The organism is Sphingomonas gei (genome assembly GCF_004792685.1).
Lineage (GTDB): Bacteria > Pseudomonadota > Alphaproteobacteria > Sphingomonadales > Sphingomonadaceae > Sphingomonas > Sphingomonas gei.
Genome location: NZ_SRXT01000002.1, coordinates 173,542 through 190,681, shown reverse-complemented (window position 1 = coordinate 190,681; position 17,140 = coordinate 173,542). Strand labels below are relative to the sequence as shown.

The window sequence follows — 17,140 nt, the reverse complement described above, 5'->3', positions numbered from 1 at the left end:
CTCGAGGCGTGGAAAGATCGAGCGAGGGGTCGCTCGACCGTCCGGGAGGAGAAGCTAGAAGCGGCCCCGGATACCCACGAGGATGGTTCGGCCGGGATTATATTCGTTGAACGTCGCATTCTCGAACTGGAAGTAGCTGCTCTGCGCTTCCTTGGTAATGTTGATGATGTTCAGCACGAGTGCCGGCAGATATTTCTGGCCGAGGATATCTCCGAGATCGACACTCCCCGAGAAATCGAGCTGCGTGTACGACCGTCCGAAAATCGCGGCAGCCGGGATGCCGTTCTGGTTCGTACCCGATCCCTGCGACCCTTCGTTATAGGTGTAGGTGAGCCGCGCCGAGAGAGCCTTGTCCTCGTAATAGCCCGTCAAGGTATAGGTGGTCGGTGCCACGCCAATCGCAATCGCAGGCGCGCCCGAGCCCTCGCCCTTTTGATCGATCAAGGTCAAATTGCCCTGGAAGCCGAAGCCGCGAACGCCTGCCCAGCTCGTGAGAAAATCGAGCGGCTGGGTGATCTGGAATTCGAGACCGTTGACCTTTAGCTTGCCGTCCGAGTTGACCTGTTGCTGGACGACCACCGGCACGTCATTGAGCGAGCCGCCGTTGGCACGGGTAGCCAGCGCATCGCGCTGCGCCTGGGTGAGCGAGTCGACCGTGATCCCGTATTGGTTGAAGAACGAGAACGGGACGGTGCGTAGGCCATTCACCGTGAAGCCGGTGATCGACTTGCGGAACGCGGCGAAAGCGATGACGCCTTCGCCACCTGTGTAATATTCGAATCCGAGATCGATATTGGTCGAGATATACGGATCGAGCGCCGGGTTGCCGACGGTGCCAGTATCGGCTGACGGCTGCACGAAGCTCGCCCCCGGCAGCATCGCGTTCGGATCGGGACGCGTCATCGTGCGCGAAACCGAACCTCGCACGACCGCCTTTCCCTCGAAGTCTAGCGCCAGGCTCGCCGATGGCAGGAACTTCGAATAGAGCGTCGTCGTCGTCGGAAAGATGACCGTGTTGGGATAGCGACCGCCGTCGGCGATCGTCGAATTGCGACCATCGGGAACGCTCACCCTGCCCCCGATGATCTGCTCCGTCCGGACATAACGAACGCCAGTATTCAGGCGTAGCGTGTTCGGGCCGACATCGACGACGCCATTCGCCTCGGCGAACGTGCCCGTCACCTTCTCCCGGATCAGGCCGCCGTTGGCGCCGCTGCTGCCGCTGCCCGTCTCATTGGCATTGGCGAGAAGGGCATCGTAATTCGTATCGGCCTTGAACTTGTCCCAATTGACCGTGATGAATCCATTGTTCCCGGGCGCCAGGTAGGTCGGCACCGCGGCAGTGGGGATGAGCGAGCCCGCATAGCTGATCGGGGGGCCACCCGCTGTAAAGTTGGTGCCGTAACCGGGGAATGCAGGGAAGCCGGCGGGCGTCGCGGTGCCCGGCTGATTGAGGCCGGTACACGGGGTGGTGCTGGTGTTCGGCGCTGGAAGCGTGACGTTCGGGCCATTGCCGCAAATCGCGTTCTGCCAGACGTTGGTATTGTCGAACGGCGTGATCCGGCGACGTGTATCGTCATACGCCCCGCCGACCCGGACACTGAAGCGCGAAGCATCTCCAAACAGCAGGCTGCCTCGCACACCCTTGGTCTCGGTCTCGCGCTCTTCGCCGTTCAGATTGACGCGGCCCCCGCCCGCCCAGCCGAAACTGGCAGGATTGTTGAGATCGACGTTCGACGTGACGACGGGGACGTGCCCATCGTTGACATAGGTTGCGGTGATACCGCTGCTCGGCGGCGTGATAACGAGAACGGTAGGGCTCTCGCGGCGGAAATTGCTCTTGGTGTAATTGGCTTGGAGGTCGCCCCTGATCCAGTCGTTGACGATGAAGTCCAGGCCCGGGTTTACACCCCAATAGTCCTGCGTGTCCTTATACGGACGATATTCGAGGAAGAACTGCGCATTCGCGTAGGTTCCACTCGTAACGACGCAGCCGGTGGCGCAATCGGCGCGGTCGTAAGTCGTGTTGAGCGGAATAGCCGCGCCGTTGCGGCCTACCCAGTTCATCGAGGTACGGGTGAATTCCGTGTCGCGCTTGCCGTACATCCCATCGACGTAGAAATGCAGGGCGTCGCTGGGACGCCACTCGAGCGACGCGAGATAGCTTTGCCGCTCGCGCGAGCCGACCTCCGTGCGGGGGCGGCTGAGCCGGGGGATCAGGCCGTTGTCGATCTGGTCGATCGTCGCGCCGGGATTGTTGGCGAGAAGGAACGCCTGGTTGATGGCCGCGCCGGTCGTCAAACCGTTACCGGCATTCGCCGGAACGGTCGCCGGGATGCTGAAATTGCCGCCCCCCGTCCCGTTCAAGGTGCCGTTAATACGCTGCGCCGCCGACAAATTGGGGTTCGTCCAGCCGATCGTCTCATAGCCGTCGATTTGGAACTCGGTCTTTGACACCGAGACGCCTGCCAGAATACCGAAATTGCCGAAGGTCGTGCTGGCCAGAAGGTGCCCGCGATATCCCCATTTATTCGCCGAACTGACCTTCTGCCCCTGTAGCGAATAGCTCACATAGGTGTCCGAATTGTCGAATGGCCTTGCCGATCGCAGGTTCACGGTTCCGGCCGCTCCCCCTTCGATCTGGCTCGCGACCGGCGACTTGCTGACCGTGAGCTGAGTGAACAATTCGGTGGGAAGCAGGTCGAGGTCCACTTCGCGGTTGGTGCTCTGCGCATCGAAGCGGACCGAGGCGACCGCCACCGGCGCGCCGTTCAGCAACACCCGCGTGAAGTTCGTTCCCAGGCCGCGGATCGCGACGTTGGTGCCTTCACCGGTTACCTCGCGACTGATCGTGACGCCGGGAATACGGTTTACCGACTCTGCGATATTGGTGTCGGGGAACTTGCCGATGTCTTCCGCAAAGATCGTATCTGTAAAGCCTATCGAGTTGCGCTTGGCGTTGGTCTGACTCTCGAGTGAGGCGCGATACCCGGACACGACGATCTCATCGTCGTCCACAGACGAATCGGCGGGAGCCTGAGCGATAGCGTCGACTTGAGCCGGAGCGGTCTGGCCAGCTCCATCCTGCGTCTGATTTGCGGGCTCGTTTGCGCTGTTGTTCGAAGACGTCGTCGGCGGGCCGGCGGTCTGTGCCGCTGCAACCACTGGCAGGGAAAGACCCGACACCGCGACAGCGCTCAAAAGCGCCCGCCGAACTAGCTCGACACGAGAAATCATTGTCAATCCTCCCCAGGGCCCCTGCTTTGCAGGTGACGACGAAATTTGTGGTAGCGCTAACGCCTGCATAAGATTCACAACCAAACATGTCAATCTTGTCTGAGTTATGATCGTCGGCGAAGTCGCTGTGCGACGCATCGATGTCGTCTCCCCGGGAGTAAGCATGCGACAAAGCAGCCCGGCCCCATGACCTTGCGGGGTGCTGTCAGTCTAACGCGAACCGCTCTCCGGCAGATGCAGTTCGATCTTTGAAGCTGGCAGCCTAACTCGCGAGCGACTGCCACTCAGCCAGGGCAGTGAGCGGCGGTCTTTGTAAATCTGTCGATCGATGAGGTGGCGCTCCAGACTGAAATGATTGTGCACCTGAAGCGTCGCATAGTCGCCCGTACCCGCGACCGGGTACTCCCATTCGTAAGACTTCCCGCCGAGCGTGCGACTGTAGTGGACCGTCCGATGCTCCTGACGCGTCCAGTCGTCCAGCGACCGCGGGAGGCCGTGGCGCGCCAGATAGGCGGGGTTGGCGGCGTTCACCATGCGCAACTACCGAGCGGTCGGGCGATCAGCGTCTCGTCGCCAACCGGCCCGATCCGCAGCACGCAATCGAACCCTTCCTGGACCAGATCGAACTGCCGGTCCGTGCTTGAGACTTCGAGCTCCAGTTGGGGATGAGCGGCCATGAACGTCGGCAACGCCGGGACGATCGTCGTGCGCGCAAGCTCGGTTGGCAGATCGACCGGAAGCCGTCCCCGCTACGCCACGCGATCTCCTGCGAACATCGATTGCAGGTCGTCGACATCGGCGAGCACGTCGCGCGCTCGCGCATGGAAGGCGCCCCCGTCCTCGGTCCGCACCACGGCGGTGGCCCCTGGCCTTGCCTGAAAGACCTTCGGCCGGGGGTGTACGACCAGCTCGAACAATCGCTTCAGGACACCCGTAAGGAGCTTGGCGAACTGCCCCGATCGCGTTTTCACTCATCGGCCGATGCGCATGGCGGTTGCTCGGAAACAGAAGCGGCCCAGATCCCGTCAATGGCCCCAGCGCCCGGAGAACGGCGACAGCCTGGGGCGCGAGGGGAACGAGGTGATCGCCGTTCGATTCTTCCTTTCGATCGAGGTCCCCCTTCATTCGTGCGGAAGGGATGCGCCACAATGGCGCCCGTCCGTTGAGATCCCCGAACTCGGCCCATTCGGCGCCGCGCAGTTCGCTGGGGCGAACCGCGGTCAACGCAAGCAGGCGCAGCGCCAGTCGTGTCACCGGGCGGGCATAATCCTCCTCCGCCGCGACGATCATCTTCTGGAGCGGGGCGAGATCGGTGATCGCCGGCTGGCGACCCTTTCGAAGTGGTTTCAGTACGGCACCCAGCCCTTCGGCGGGATCGTCCCTCACTATGCCCTGGCGATCCCGTAGACGAAAACGGCGGAGATGCGCTGGCGAACGGGCTTCGCGGTCTCGATCGATCCGCGAGCCTCGATCTCGCGCCGGACGCCAAAGACCAGTGGCGGCGTGAGCTGCCCGATCGGAAGCTCCCCTATGGTTGGAAAGACATCGCGTTCGAGGCTGCGGATCACGTCGGCGGCGTGGACGGACGCCCATTGCGACTTCGCGTTCTAGTGCCATTCGCGTGCTACCTTCTCGAAGGTCAGGCGAGCCGCCTCGATCGTTGCATTTATCCTGAGCTTCCGGACGAGATTAGGGTCGTGCCCTTCGGCAAGGAGGCCGGCGGCCTCGTCGCGCTTCACGCGGGCTTCCGAGAGCGAGATCAGAGGGTAGGCGCCGAAAGTGAGCGTCTTCTGCTTGCCGTCATAATAATAGCCGTAGCGCCACAGCTTTCCGCCGCTCGGGGTCACGAGCAGGAAGAGGCGATTGGCGTCGGACAATTTGTAGGATTGGGGCGCGGCTTGGCCGCGCGGACTTTCGCATCACTCAGCATCGGGTTTCTCCAAAGTATCACGATTTTCGACCGCCGATGCCACGAATCAGTACCTCGATTTGAGTGGAGGTACATGGATCGCCATGGCCAAGGCGCGAGCTAAGCGCGGGTAATCACGGAGAAAAAGTCGATACCGGTGGCCTTTTGCGGACCCCTGAAACGGGGAAATGGCGGAGCGGGTGGGATTCGAACCCACGATACGCTTTTGGCGTATACTCACTTTCCAGGCGAGCGCCTTCGACCACTCGGCCACCGCTCCGCATACCGGGAAGGCGCGGCCCTAGCCCGTGCGGGCGGGCTAGGCAAGCGCAGGCGCGCGTGCCAGTCTCGCGTCATGCTCAAGCCCCTGCTCGCGCTTTCCGCGCTCGCCGCCGCCGTCCCCGCCATCGCCCAGACAGCGCCGGCAGCTCCGTCCGACGCCGCTGCGTCCGACTGGCAGCCGATCCCCGACAAGGAGCTGCTGGTGATGACGCTGCGCGGCGGGCATCAGGTCTTCATCCGGCTCGCCCCGCGGTTTGCGCCCGCGCATGTCGCCAATATCCGCAAGCTCGCCGAAGCGCATTGGTGGGACGGCACCAGCGTCTATCGCGTGCAGGACAATTATGTCGCGCAATGGGGCGGCGGCGAGGACAAGCCGACGACGCTCCCCCCCATGGTGATCGAGAACCCGCCCGCCGAATATGAATGGAGCCGCTATGACGGCGTCACGCATTTCGCGCGCACCGATCCCTATGCCACCAGGACCGGGCACAGCGCCGACGGCTGGCCGCTCGCCACCGACGGCAAAGCGAGCTGGCTCACCCATTGCTACGGCATGGTCGGCGTCGCGCGCGACCTGGCACCGAGCACCGGCAGCGGCGCCGAGCTCTATGCCGTGATCGGCCATGCGCCACGCCATCTCGATCGCAACATCGCAATCATCGGCCGGGTCGTCGAAGGAATCCAGTGGCTCTCGACGCTGCCGCGCGGCGGCGGCGCGCTGGGGGTCTATGAGGATCCGGCCGAGCGCGTGCCGATCCTGTCGGTTCGCCTCGCCAGCCAGCTGCCCGACGACGAGCGCCCGCATTTCGAATATCGCGCGACCGACAATGAACGCTTCGCCGCCTGGCTGAGCGAGCGCGAGAACCGCAAGCCGCCTTTCTTCACCGTGCCCGCGGGCGGCGCCGACATCTGCAACGCGCAGGCGCCGATCCGCCGCGCACCTTGATTACTGGCCGCAATCCCCGTTCGGCCTGAGCTTGTCGAAGGCCGGCCGTCCACGAGCGATCCGCCAAGAGGAGAACCGCCCTGCGATAAGCTCAGGGCGAACCGAGGAAATCTACTTCCCGACCCAGTCGGCGACTTCGCCCGCAACCTGGTTCGCAGCCTGGTTGAGCGCGGCGCCGACCTGGGCCGCCTCGATCTCGGTCACCGGCACGCGCGCTTCGAAGCGGCGCTTCTCGACCACGGTCTCCGCCCCGCGGATCAAGGCGGCGTCATAGGTGACCACCGCTTCCCTGGTTTCTTCCTCGACGCCGAAGCGGCGCAGCTCGCCCATCAGATAGGCACCGGGATCGGTGAGCGACTGGCGCGAGCTCAGCACCAGCCGGCCGGTGCGCGCAGTGATCGTGTCGCCGAGCAGCCGCTGGAGCAGCTGCGACGGACGCTCGACCCATTGCGCGTCCTCGACGAAGGCGATCGCGGTGCCGCCCGAATGCACCGGCACCCGCGACGAGGCGAGCTCCTGCGGCAGCGACGGCACCGCGACGGTGATCGTCGCGGCGACGTTCGAACGCTGCGATTCGCCGACCGGCAGCGTCGCCGTCGAAGTCAGCGTCAGCAGCGACTTGGGCGGCTTGCCGCCGAACGAGATGCAGCCGCCGAGCGAGGCCAGGAGCGGCAAGGCGAGGAGCAGAGCGCGCTTGTTCATCATGATCCTCACTTCTTTTTATAGTCGGGCAGCTTGGGCGAGCCGACGAGGCTGGAGGCGCCGCCCTGATCGAGCTTTTCGGCAACCGAGGCGAGGCTGGTCGACATCACGCGCAGGTCCTGGACGAGCTGGCCGATCTCGGGGATCGTCTTCTTCGACAGCGCCTGCAGCCCGGGCCGGGCGTCGCCGATCGTCGCGTCGAGCGTCTCCATCGACTTGCGCGCCGAGCCGATCGTGCGGTTGAGATTGGCGATCGTCGGGCGAACGTCCTCGGCAATCACGCCGTTGGTGGTGTTGGCGAGCTTGCCGAGCTCCTCGGTCGCCAGCCCGAATTTCTGGATGGCGATCCGGGTCTCGGCCAGGGTCGCGGCGATCTCGGGACCGCGATCGGCGAGCGCATCGGTCAGCCGATTGGTGTTGGCGAGGATGCCCGCGATCGAGTTCTGGTTCTTGTCGCCGAGCAGGTCGCCGAGGCGCTCGGTCAGCGTCGAGATGCGCTCGAGCAATTGCGGCGCCGAGCTCAGCAGCGCGCCGAGCCCGCCTTGCTTGGTCGGGATCACCGGCACGCCGAGCGGGCACGCCGCGCGCGGATTGGCCTCGGGGCAGACGATCGGCGGCGCGCCCTTGACCGCGCCGTCGAGTTGGACGGTGCTCGGCCCGGTGAAGCTGCCCTGGATCGAAGCGGTGGTGCCCTCGAGGATCGGCACGTCGTCGTTGACGCTCACCCGGACGCGGACCAGACTGGGATCGGGCTTCCAGAAGCTGATCTCCTTGACCTGCCCCGAAGGCACGCCCGAAAAGCTCACTTGCGAACCCGGATTGAGCCCATCGACCGATTGCTTGAAAAAGATGTCGTACTGGCGCTCGCTGCCGCCGCTCATCCGCGCCAGCCAGACGATGAACAGGCACAGCACCGCGAGCAGGATCAGCACCACGGCGCCAACGAGTACATGGTTCGATCGCGTTTCCATCAGAGCCTCATGTCCTCGCTTGCGCCCGTTCGGCGCTGGCGACCGCGGCGCGCCCGCGCGGTCCCCTGAAATATTCCTGGATCCACGGATGATCCAGCGCGAGCAGTTCGTCGATCGTGCCGACTGCGATCACCCTTTTGTCGGCGAGCACCGCGACGCGGTCGCAGATCGCATATAGCGTATCGAGGTCGTGCGTGATCAGGAAAACCGTCAGCCCCAAAGTCTTCTGAAGCGATGCGGTGAGTTCGTCGAACGCCGCCGCCCCGATCGGGTCGAGCCCGGCGGTGGGCTCGTCGAGGAACAGCAGTTCGGGATCGAGCGCCAGCGCGCGGGCCAGTCCGGCGCGCTTCTTCATCCCGCCGGAAAGCTCGGCCGGAAACTTGGGCCCGGCGTCGGGCGAGAGCCCGGTCATCACCACCTTGTACGCCGCGATTTCCTCAAGCAGCGCCTGGTCGAGCCCGGGGTAGAATTCCTTGATCGGAACCTGGACGTTCTCGGACACGGTCAAGGTCGAGAACAACGCGCCGCCCTGGAACAGGATGCCCCAGCGTTTGCGGATATTGGTCGCCTCGGTCTCCTCGCGGCCGATCGTATTCTCGCCGAACACTTCGATGCTGCCTTCGAGCGGAGTCTGCAGCCCGATGATCGAGCGCATCAACACTGATTTGCCGGTGCCCGATCCGCCGACCACGCCGAGAATCTCGCCGCGGCGCACCTCGAGGTCGAGCCCTTCATGGACGATCTGCTCGCCAAAGCCGTTCCTGAGGCCTTGGACGCGGATGACGACGTCTTCGCGTTCGCGGCGCGCCATCAGATCCAGCCCACTTCGCTGAAGAACACCGCGAAGAAGGCGTCGAGCACGATGACGAGGAAGATCGCCTGGACGACGGCGGTGGTCGTGCGGGCGCCGACCTGCTCGGCATCGGCCTCGACCTGCATGCCCTGGAAACAGCCGGAAATCGCGATGATCGCGCCGAACACCGGCGCCTTGATCATGCCGACCCACAGATCGGTGAGCGGCACGACTTCGCGGATCCGCTGGATGAAGGTGATCGGCGGAATGTCGAGGCTGATCCAGCAGAGCAGCCCGCCACCCATGATCGCGATCAGCGAAGCGTAGAAGCCGAGCAGCGGCATCATCAGCACCACCGCCAGCGTGCGCGGCACCACCAGCGCCTCCATCGGCGAGACGCCGATCGTCCGCATCGCGTCGATCTCTTCGGTGAGCTTCATCGTGCCGATCTGCGCAGCGAAAGCCGATCCCGAGCGGCCGGCGACCATGATCGCAGTCATCAGCACGCCGAGTTCGCGCAGCGTGATCCGGCCGACCAGGTTGATCGTATAGACCTCCGCGCCGAACTGGCGAAGCTGCACCGCGCCCTGCTGGGCGATGACGATGCCGATCAGGAAGCTCATCAGCCCGATGATGCCCAGTGCCGAGACGCCGACGACTTCGAACCGGTGGACCGTGGCATTGAAGCGAAAGCGGCGGGGGTGCGTGAAGACGTTCCAGAAGGCGATCGTCGTCGCGCCCATGAAGCCCAGCAGGCCATACATGGTACTGCCGGCGACGTAGATCGCGTCGCCGACTTCGCCCAGCATCCGCGTGAACGGATCCGCCGCTTTGCGCGGCAATTCGATCGGATGCTCGGCTGCGGCGACCTGATCGAGCAGATGCTGCTCGTCGGCCTCCAGCCCGTCGATGGAGGAGCCGTGATCGCGCGCGAAGCGGTGGACCAGCCATGCGCCGACGGTGTCGAGTCGCTCCACATCGCTCAGGTCTAGCCGCGCCACCGGGCCGTCGACGGCGTTGAGCCGGTCGGGGAGGTCGCGCAGGCACGCGAGCGACAGGTTGCCGGTGAAGCGCAGCGTGGTGCCGCCGCCCTCATCGACTCGTTCGAAATCTGCGCTTCCCCTCATCGCGGCCACCTTTCGGCGATTCGCGCTGGAACGGCAAGGATTTGCTCTGGCACGCTGTGAAAGCCTAGATGCGCCAATGCAGCACCTGGCAATTTACGACATGGACAAGACGATCACCGCGGAGGCGACCTGGACGCGCTTCCTCGTTCACGCGGCGCGGATGCGGACGCCGTGGCGTCTCGCGCTGATGCCGCTCGTCGGCGTTGCGGGGCTCGGCTATCTGCTCAAGCTGGTCGATCGCGGAAGGTTGAAGCAGCTCTCCCATCGCGTGCTGCTCGGCCAGACGCTGACCGAGGCCGATCTGGCCGGCGTCGCCGAGGAATTCGCGGCGACCGAAGTCGACAAGGGGGTCCTTCGCGGCGCGCGCGAACGGATCGCCGCCGATCGCGCCGCCGGCTATTGGCTGGTGATGGCCACGGCGTCGCACGGCTATTATGCCGCGGCGATCGGCCGGCTGCTCGGGTTTGACGATGTCATCGCCACGCAGGCGAAACGCGATGGGCAAGGCCGTATTCTCTCACTGATCGAAGGAGAGAACTGTTACGGCCCCGTAAAGCTCCGCATGATCGAAAGCTGGATGAAGGCCGCGGGAGTCTCGCGGCAGGACATGCACGTCCGTGCCTATTCGGATCACGTATCGGACGCGCCGCTGCTCGAATGGGCGGACGAGCCTTTTGCGGTCAATGCGCATGGCCCGCTGCGGGCGCTGGCACAGGCGCGCGGCTGGCCGCAGCTCGACTGGAGATAATCCAGGTTCGTTGCGTTCTTCCTCCGCAAACCAAGGAGACGATGCGTGACCAAGACACTCGCCGAGCTGGCGGAGATCATCAAGCACATCGATTTCGCGACGCTCTCGACGCATTCGACCGGCGGCACCATCGCCGGGCGTCCGATGAGCAACAACCGCGACGTCGATTATGACGGCGACAGCTGGTATTTCGCCCTCGAAGCCACAAGGACGGTGCAAGACCTGCGCGCCGACCCGAAATGCGCGCTGAGCTTCCACGGCAAGAGCGGGCTGCTCGGCATGAAACCGCTGTTCGTCCATATCGAAGGCGAGGCCGAACTGATCCGGGACAAGGCGCAGTTCGAGGCGCATTGGGCCAAGGATCTCGATCTGTGGTTCGAGCAGGGGGCCGACACACCGGGGCTCACGCTGATCCAGGTTCGCGGCGTGCGGGCGCATTATTGGGACGGCGGTGACCAGGGCGAGTTCGTGCTGGCCGGCGCCACGCCGGAGACGCGGGCGACTGCGACGGAGTGAAATTCTCCTCCCGGCAAGGGAGGGGTTAGGGGGTGGGTAAGAAAAGGTCGGGCTCGATGCCCGGCCTTTTCTTTATTCCCACTGCAGTGTTGGGCTCGCTGTGCTCGCACCCACCCCCAGCCCCTCCCTTTCAGGGAGGGGAGCGGTCACAGCACCGCATCCGCCGCGTGGATTGCCACCCCCACCAGCCCGCCGACCAAAGTCCCGTTGATCCGGATATATTGCAGGTCGCGCCCCACGGCATTCTCCAGCCGCCCGGTGATCGTCTGCGCGTCCCAGCCGCGGATCGTGTCCGAGACCAATCGAACGATGCCGTCGCCATAGTCCGAGGCCGCGCCCACCGCGGCGCGGCGCACGAAGCGATTGATCGTGTCGGCGAGCCGCGCATCTCCCTGCAATGTCTCGCCCAATTGGCGCAGCGCCCCGCTCAACTCGCCCCCCAGCACCCGATCGGGATCGCGGGCCAGCCGCAACAGCGCCGCGCGACCCGATTCCCACACCCCCATCCACCAGTCGCCCAGCGCGGGGTTGACCAGCAACTCGTTCTTGAATGCCTCGACGCGGGCACGCTTCTCGGGATCGTGCTGCAAGTCGTGCGCGAGCTGCGCCAGCCCCTCGTCGGCCTTGGCGCGCAGCGGATGGCCGGGATCCTCGGCCATGTCGCCGATCAGCTTGGCGAGACCCGCGATGATCCTGTTGGCGAGCGTCTCGTCGAGCCCGGTCCAGCGCATCACCGATCCCGAGCGCTCGTGCACCATCTGGCGGATGAGATGCTCGTTGGCATCGAGCACCTTGGCCGCCCAATGGACGATGCCGTCGAGCAGCGGCCGATGCCGGTCTTCCTTCATCGCGGTCTCGAGCGCGCGCCCCAGCAAAGGTGCGACCTCGAGCCCGCGCAGCCGCTCGGCCAGCGCGCGCTTGGCCATGCCGCCCAGCCGCTCCTGGTCGAGCGCTTCGAGCATGTCGGCGGCGAGCCGGCCGATTCCCGCCCGCAGCCGCCCGCGGCCCGCGCCGGGATCGGCGAGCCAGCGTCCGGCCGCTCGCGCCACGTCGACGCGCTGCATCCGCCGGGCGACGACGCGCGGAATCAGGAAATTGTCGCGCAGGAACGCGGCCAGCGTCTCCGCGATGCGATCCTTGTTGCGCGGGATGATCGCGGTGTGCGGGATCGGCAGATGGAGCGGATGGCGAAACAGCGCCGTCACTGCAAACCAGTCCGCCAGCCCGCCGACCATCGCCGCTTCGGAAAAGGCGCGGACATAGCCGATCGCCGGATGGACGGGGTCGAAGTGGCGCGCCGCGAGGAAGATCACGGCCATCAGCACGAGCAGCCCGGTCGCGACCAGCCGCATGCGGCGAAGCCCCGCGGGGACGGCTTCAACGGCAAGGGGAGCGCGCGACCTGGTCACACGCTCCCCAATACCCGAACCGCGCCGAAGTTCACTCTGCGGGCTGCGGTTCGTCTCCGGGCTTGTGATCGATCGCCTTGCCGTCGTGCGCGTGGCCGAGCACGCGGGCGCCGTCATCGCCGGGCTTGAAGGTGAGCAGGCGCCGCGACAGCCGCGGCCCGAGCCAGGTTTCGAGGCCGACCGCGAGGCTGAACAGCGCCGGCACGATCACCAGCGTGAGGATCGTCGACAGGATCAACCCGCCGATGACGACCACGCCCATCGGCGCACGCCACGACGAATCCCCGCTCAGCGAAAGCGCGGTCGGGATCATCCCCGCGACCATCGCGATCGTGGTCATCACGATCGGCTGGGCGCGCTTGTGCCCGGCGTCGACGATCGCGGTGAACTTGTCGACGCCTTTGGCCATCTCCTCGAGCGCGAAATCGACCAGCAGGATCGAGTTCTTCGCGACGATGCCGAACAGCATCAGGATGCCAATGAACACCGGCAACGACAGCGGCATGCCGAACAGCTTGAGCGCGATCAGCCCGCCCAGAGGTGCGTTGAGCAGCGATCCCATGTTGACCAGCGGCGAGACGAAGCGCCGATAGAGCAGCACCAGCACCGCGAAGACGAGGAAGATCCCCGAGGCGAGCGCGACGAAGAAGTTGCTGAGCATCTCCGCCTGCCACTTGGCCTGGCCGACGGTCATCTGGCCGACGCCCTGCGGCAGGTTCGTCATGATCGGCAGCGCGTTGACCTTCTTCATCACTTCGTTGTTGATGAAAGGCTTGCCGGTCGCCGGGTCCATGGCGAGATCGGCGCCGACGACGAGCCGGCGCTGGAGGTTGAGCCGCTGGATGCGAGTCGGGCCGGCACCGAAGCCGATATCGGCGACGACCGACAGCGGCACCGATCCGCCGTTCTGCGTCTGCACCGGCATGTTCGAAATCGTCGACAGCTTGGCGCGGGCATCCTCGTCGAGCGCCACCCGGATCGGGATCTGGCGATCGGAGAGCGAGAATTTGGCGCTGTTCTGGTCGATGTCGCCCAGGGTCGCGATGCGGATCGCGCTGGACAATGCGGCCGTGGTCACGCCGAGATTGGCGGCCAGGTCCAGCCGCGGGCGGATCACGATCTCGGGGCGGTTGAGATCGCCCGCGACGCGCGGTGCCACGACTTCCTTCATCCCCTCCATTTGCTTCACCAGCGTATTCGCCGTCTGGTTGAGCAGCGCCGGATCCTCGCCGCCCAGCGTGATCGTCAAGTCGCGCCCGCTCGACCCCCAGCCAAATTGCGAGCGGAAATTGACGCGTGCGTCGGCGATCGCGATCAGCTTGGGCGCAACGCGCTTTTCGAACGCGGTGCTCTTCTCGTCATGGTCCTCGCGCAGCTGCGCAGTAACCCGGCCGTTGCCGACGAAGCTGCGGCTGTAGATGTCGGTGACCATCGGCTCCTGGCGGAGGATCTCCGCGACCTGCGCGACGACCCGTTCGGTATCCGCCAGCGGCGTGCCGGGGACCATTTCGATCGTCGCGGTGACGCTGTCCTGGTCCTGCGCCGGCTGGAAGGTCGATGGCGACGTGGCGAACATCAGCAGCGTCGCCGCCAGCGAGAGCACATAGCCGGCGATCGCTGCCCAGCGGTGCCGCAGCGTCCAGCGCAGCAGCCCGGTATAGGCGTCCATGATCCGGCCCTCGCCATGATTGGCATGACCCGCGGCCTTGAGGAAATAGGCCGCGATCATCGGCGTCAGCAGCCGCGCGACTGCCAGCGACATCAGCACCGAGGCGACCACGGTCATTCCGAAATTCTTGAAATACTCGCCGGAAATGCCCGGCATCAGGCTGACCGGGAGGAACACCGCGACGATCGACATGGTCGTGGCGAGCACCGCCACGCCGATCTCGTCGGCCGCGTCGATCGACGCCTGATAGGCCGATTTGCCCATCCGCATGTGCCGCACGATATTCTCGATCTCGACGATCGCGTCGTCGACCAGCACGCCCGCGACGAGCGACAGCCCGAGCAACGTCATCTGGTTGAGCGTGAAGCCCATCATGTCCATGAACCAGAAGCTCGGGATCGCCGATAGCGGGATCGCGAGCGCGGAGATCGCCGTCGCGCGCCAGTCGCGCAGGAAGATGAACACGACGATCACGGCGAGCACCGCACCTTCGATCATCGCTTCCATCGCGGTGTGATATTGCTGCTCGGCATATTTGGAATTGTTGTTGAGCAGCTCGAACCGGACCTTCGGATTGCGCTCCTCGAGCTTCTTCAGCGCCTTTTGGGCATCGTGGAACACCACCACGTCGGACGCGCCCTTGGCGCGCTTGATGTCGAACGAGATCACCTGATGGCCATTATACTTGGCCATACTGCGCTGCTCGGCATAGCCGTCCTTGACGTTGGCGATGTCGGCGAGCCGCACCGTCCGTCCGTTGCCGGTCGAGATCTGCGACTGGCCGAGGCGATAGGCGCTGTCGGCATTGCCGATCACGCGGACCGATTGCTCGAAGCCCGAAATCTCGGCGCGGCCGCCCGCCGCGTTCATGTTGACCTGGCGGAGCTGCTGGTTGACCTGGCTCGCGGTGAGCCCGACCGACTGGAGCTTGGCGGGATCGAGCACCACGCGAATCTCGCGGTCGACGCCGCCGTTGCGCTCGACCGCCGACATGCCGGAAACCGCGAGCAGCTCCTTGGCGACGCTGTTGTCGATGTACCAGCTGAGGTCCGACACCGTCATGTCGGTGGCGACCGCGGTGAAGCTGGCGATCTCGTCGCTCGACGTATCGGCGCGGCCGATCTGCGGCTCGAGGATGCCATCGGGCAAGTCGCCGCGGATCTGCTGGATCGCACTGCGCACGTCTTCGACCGCGCGGTCGATCGGCATGCCGAGCGTAAGCTGGACGACGGTCTGGCTGCTGCCTTCCGAAACAGTCGAGGTGATCTCGTCGATGCCCTGCAGGCTGCGGACCGCCGATTCGACCTTCTGGGTGATCTGGTTCTCGAGCTCGCTGGGTGCGGCACCGGGCTGGCTGATCGCGATCCACACGATCGGGAAGTCGATGTCCGGCTCGTTGTTGACGTCCATCCGGGCGAAGCTGACCAGCCCGGCGATCGTCAGCGCGATGAAGAGGACGATCGGCGGAACCGGATTGCGGATCGCCCAGGCCGAGATGTTCCGGAAGCCCATCTTTGTTCGCCTTTACTTCGACTTTTGAAGGTTCGGGATAACCTTCTGACCGGGATTGAGGAAGGCGCCCGCGGTCAGCACGACGCGCTCGGTGCCGTTCAGCCCACTGGTGATCGCCACGCCCGCCTCGGTGACGTCGCCGGTGGTCACGCCGCGGCGCGCCGCCTGGTTCTTGGCGTCGAGGACATAGACGAAATTGCCGTCATTGTCGCTCTGCACCGCCGACTGGGGCAGCATCACTGCGGTCAGCCCGCCCGAAATGATGCGTGCGCTGGCAAAGCCGCCCGGACGCAGCGCCGGATCGTATTTCAGCGAAACCCGGGCGATGCCCTGGCGCGTCTGCGGATCGATCACCGGCGAAACCTGCCAGACTTCGCCCTTGAAGACCTGCGTGGTCCCGGTCGGAGTCACTTCGGCGACTGCGCCCGGACGCAGCTTCTGCAGGTCGACTTCGGAAAGCTGGGTGCGCAGCTCCATCTGGCCGCCCTGGGCCATGCGGAACAGCACGCCCGATCCCGCGCTGACGATCTGGCCGGGTTCGACCTGGCGCGTCAGCACCAGCCCGGCTTCGGGCGCACGGATGTCGAGCCGGCGATTGCGCGCCTGCGTCTCGGAAAACTGCGCCTGCGCGACGCGGACGCGCGCGAGCGCCTGATCGCGGGTCGCAGTCTTGCGATCGATATCGGCCTTCGAGATGAACCCGTTGGCCACGAGCCGTTGGGCACGATCGAGCTCGGCCTGTGCGAGGCGCGCATCTGCCTGCGCGACGCGGACCGAGGCAGCGAGCGCTTCCGCGGTCTGCGCCTGGACACTGCGGTCGACGGTCGCGAGCACCTGGCCCTTGCCCACCCAGCTGCCCGGCTCGACCAGAACGCGCGTGACCACGCCGCCCTCGCCCGCCACGCCGACCGGCATTTCGCGCCGCGCCGCGAGGCTGCCGGTGCCGCTGACGATGGTCTGCACCGTCTGGCGTGCGGGGATCGCGACGGTCACGGTCGGGATCTGCGACTGGCTGGCGCCGCCCTCGGCCTTGGCCGCCGCGCCTTTCGGCGCCGCGCCCTTCGAGCCGCTCATCATGAAGAAGGCGATGGCGCCCACCACCACGATCGCCGCGGCGACGATCCATATCCACCGACGGCTCTTGCGCGCGGTTTCCTCGCCGGTGAACTCCAGCCGCTCCTGCCGTCCGAACATCCCTGCCTCATAGTTCATGTGCGAGCTTTCGAATCCGGCCGGTACGGCCGATGCCCCCTTGATCGCACTGTATTAGATGAATAAAGCACCGTCGACAAGCGCCGTTTCGCTTTGTGCAGTGCGCA

General features: G+C 65.3%; 16 protein-coding genes, 1 tRNA gene and 1 pseudogene. 4 read left to right on the top strand and 14 right to left on the bottom strand.

The annotated features are described in order from the left end of the window. Positions 1 to 54 precede the first annotated feature (54 nt). From E5A73_RS05030 to E5A73_RS21570, 4 genes and pseudogenes are all read right to left on the bottom strand, one after another. Positions 55 to 3,018, bottom strand: coding sequence for a TonB-dependent receptor (locus tag E5A73_RS05030; RefSeq protein WP_240700037.1), 2,964 nt, complete (start codon positions 3,016 to 3,018; stop codon positions 55 to 57). A gap of 481 nt (positions 3,019 to 3,499) precedes the next feature. Next, a pseudogene (locus tag E5A73_RS22005) lies at positions 3,500 to 3,600 on the bottom strand (IS6 family transposase); the annotation flags it as partial. A gap of 164 nt (positions 3,601 to 3,764) precedes the next feature. Continuing rightward, positions 3,765 to 3,926, bottom strand: a complete 162-nt coding sequence (locus E5A73_RS21575; RefSeq protein ID WP_240700036.1) for a LysR substrate-binding domain-containing protein — start codon at positions 3,924 to 3,926, stop codon at positions 3,765 to 3,767. A 60-nt stretch (positions 3,927 to 3,986) separates the two neighbouring features. After that, on the bottom strand, positions 3,987 to 4,208 hold the full coding sequence (locus E5A73_RS21570; protein ID WP_206366418.1) for a hypothetical protein: 222 nt from the start codon (positions 4,206 to 4,208) through the stop codon (positions 3,987 to 3,989). A 10-nt stretch (positions 4,209 to 4,218) separates the two neighbouring features. Here E5A73_RS21570 and E5A73_RS21715 point away from each other — a divergent pair, with 10 nt between their 5' ends. Continuing rightward, positions 4,219 to 4,644 (top strand): hypothetical protein, encoded by a 426-nt coding sequence (locus E5A73_RS21715; protein ID WP_240700035.1) that lies wholly within the window; start codon positions 4,219 to 4,221, stop codon positions 4,642 to 4,644. Here E5A73_RS21715 and E5A73_RS21710 read toward each other — a convergent pair. The 3 genes from E5A73_RS21710 to E5A73_RS05015 all read right to left on the bottom strand — a co-directional run bounded on the left by E5A73_RS21710 (position 4,623) and on the right by E5A73_RS05015 (position 5,426). After that, positions 4,623 to 4,805, bottom strand: a complete 183-nt coding sequence (locus E5A73_RS21710; protein ID WP_240700034.1) for a phage integrase central domain-containing protein — start codon at positions 4,803 to 4,805, stop codon at positions 4,623 to 4,625. The genes E5A73_RS21715 and E5A73_RS21710 overlap by 22 nt on opposite strands. A 39-nt stretch (positions 4,806 to 4,844) precedes the next feature. Continuing rightward, positions 4,845 to 5,114 (bottom strand): Arm DNA-binding domain-containing protein, encoded by a 270-nt coding sequence (locus tag E5A73_RS21705; RefSeq protein WP_240700033.1) that lies wholly within the window; start codon positions 5,112 to 5,114, stop codon positions 4,845 to 4,847. A gap of 221 nt (positions 5,115 to 5,335) precedes the next feature. Continuing rightward, positions 5,336 to 5,426 (bottom strand) — tRNA-Ser (locus E5A73_RS05015). Between the two features lie 75 nt (positions 5,427 to 5,501). Here E5A73_RS05015 and E5A73_RS05010 point away from each other — a divergent pair. Next, positions 5,502 to 6,374 (top strand): peptidylprolyl isomerase, encoded by an 873-nt coding sequence (locus E5A73_RS05010; protein WP_135962712.1) that lies wholly within the window; start codon positions 5,502 to 5,504, stop codon positions 6,372 to 6,374. Positions 6,375 to 6,485: 111 nt separating this feature from the next. On the opposite strand, the gene E5A73_RS05005 is transcribed toward E5A73_RS05010, so the two are convergent. Genes E5A73_RS05005 through E5A73_RS04990 form a run of 4 tightly spaced genes read right to left on the bottom strand, consistent with a single transcriptional unit; the run spans position 6,486 to position 9,967 of the window. Next, a complete protein-coding gene (locus E5A73_RS05005) occupies positions 6,486 to 7,076 on the bottom strand; it encodes an ABC-type transport auxiliary lipoprotein family protein (protein WP_135962711.1) in 591 nt (196 codons plus the stop codon). Positions 7,077 to 7,084: 8 nt separating this feature from the next. Then, the gene (locus E5A73_RS05000; RefSeq protein ID WP_135962710.1) at positions 7,085 to 8,047 is read right to left on the bottom strand and encodes an MlaD family protein; all 963 of its coding nucleotides are present in this window, start codon (positions 8,045 to 8,047) and stop codon (positions 7,085 to 7,087) included. Between the two features lie 7 nt (positions 8,048 to 8,054). Continuing rightward, positions 8,055 to 8,858, bottom strand: a complete 804-nt coding sequence (locus E5A73_RS04995; protein WP_135962709.1) for an ABC transporter ATP-binding protein — start codon at positions 8,856 to 8,858, stop codon at positions 8,055 to 8,057. Further along, on the bottom strand, positions 8,858 to 9,967 hold the full coding sequence (locus tag E5A73_RS04990) for an ABC transporter permease (RefSeq protein ID WP_135962708.1): 1,110 nt from the start codon (positions 9,965 to 9,967) through the stop codon (positions 8,858 to 8,860). The genes E5A73_RS04995 and E5A73_RS04990 overlap by 1 nt, the downstream gene beginning before the upstream one ends. 76 nt (positions 9,968 to 10,043) lie before the next feature. On the opposite strand from E5A73_RS04990, the gene E5A73_RS04985 reads away from it, so the two are divergent. Further along, positions 10,044 to 10,715 carry an HAD family hydrolase gene (locus E5A73_RS04985; RefSeq protein ID WP_135962707.1) on the top strand — a complete coding sequence of 224 codons (672 nt, stop codon included), beginning with the start codon at positions 10,044 to 10,046 and terminating at the stop codon, positions 10,713 to 10,715. A 45-nt stretch (positions 10,716 to 10,760) separates the two neighbouring features. Continuing rightward, a complete protein-coding gene (locus tag E5A73_RS04980; RefSeq protein ID WP_135962706.1) occupies positions 10,761 to 11,231 on the top strand; it encodes a pyridoxamine 5'-phosphate oxidase family protein in 471 nt (156 codons plus the stop codon). 146 nt (positions 11,232 to 11,377) lie between these two features. Here E5A73_RS04980 and E5A73_RS04975 read toward each other — a convergent pair whose 3' ends face one another. The 3 genes from E5A73_RS04975 to E5A73_RS04965 all read right to left on the bottom strand — a co-directional run bounded on the left by E5A73_RS04975 (position 11,378) and on the right by E5A73_RS04965 (position 17,033). Continuing rightward, positions 11,378 to 12,583, bottom strand: a complete 1,206-nt coding sequence (locus E5A73_RS04975; protein ID WP_135962705.1) for a DUF445 domain-containing protein — start codon at positions 12,581 to 12,583, stop codon at positions 11,378 to 11,380. 88 nt (positions 12,584 to 12,671) lie between these two features. Continuing rightward, entirely contained in the window at positions 12,672 to 15,821 is a 3,150-nt protein-coding gene (locus E5A73_RS04970; protein ID WP_135962704.1) for an efflux RND transporter permease subunit, read from the bottom strand. Positions 15,822 to 15,833: 12 nt separating this feature from the next. Then, positions 15,834 to 17,033 (bottom strand): efflux RND transporter periplasmic adaptor subunit, encoded by a 1,200-nt coding sequence (locus tag E5A73_RS04965; RefSeq protein WP_135962703.1) that lies wholly within the window; start codon positions 17,031 to 17,033, stop codon positions 15,834 to 15,836. Positions 17,034 to 17,140: the final 107 nt, after the last annotated feature.

Bases quoted from the DNA above. Each gene is read 5' to 3' on its own strand.
- E5A73_RS21715 (WP_240700035.1), top strand. From the start codon at position 4,219: ATGCGCATGGCGGTTGCTCGGAAACAGAAGCGGCCCAGATCCCGTCAA.
- E5A73_RS05010 (WP_135962712.1), top strand. From the start codon at position 5,502: ATGCTCAAGCCCCTGCTCGCGCTTTCCGCGCTCGCCGCCGCCGTCCCC.
- E5A73_RS05005 (WP_135962711.1), bottom strand. From the start codon at position 7,076: ATGAACAAGCGCGCTCTGCTCCTCGCCTTGCCGCTCCTGGCCTCGCTC.
- E5A73_RS05000 (WP_135962710.1), bottom strand. From the start codon at position 8,047: ATGGAAACGCGATCGAACCATGTACTCGTTGGCGCCGTGGTGCTGATC.
- E5A73_RS04995 (WP_135962709.1), bottom strand. From the start codon at position 8,858: ATGGCGCGCCGCGAACGCGAAGACGTCGTCATCCGCGTCCAAGGCCTC.
- E5A73_RS04990 (WP_135962708.1), bottom strand. From the start codon at position 9,967: ATGAGGGGAAGCGCAGATTTCGAACGAGTCGATGAGGGCGGCGGCACC.
- E5A73_RS04985 (WP_135962707.1), top strand. From the start codon at position 10,044: ATGCAGCACCTGGCAATTTACGACATGGACAAGACGATCACCGCGGAG.
- E5A73_RS04975 (WP_135962705.1), bottom strand. From the start codon at position 12,583: ATGCGGCTGGTCGCGACCGGGCTGCTCGTGCTGATGGCCGTGATCTTC.
- E5A73_RS04970 (WP_135962704.1), bottom strand. From the start codon at position 15,821: ATGGGCTTCCGGAACATCTCGGCCTGGGCGATCCGCAATCCGGTTCCG.
- E5A73_RS04965 (WP_135962703.1), bottom strand. From the start codon at position 17,033: ATGAACTATGAGGCAGGGATGTTCGGACGGCAGGAGCGGCTGGAGTTC.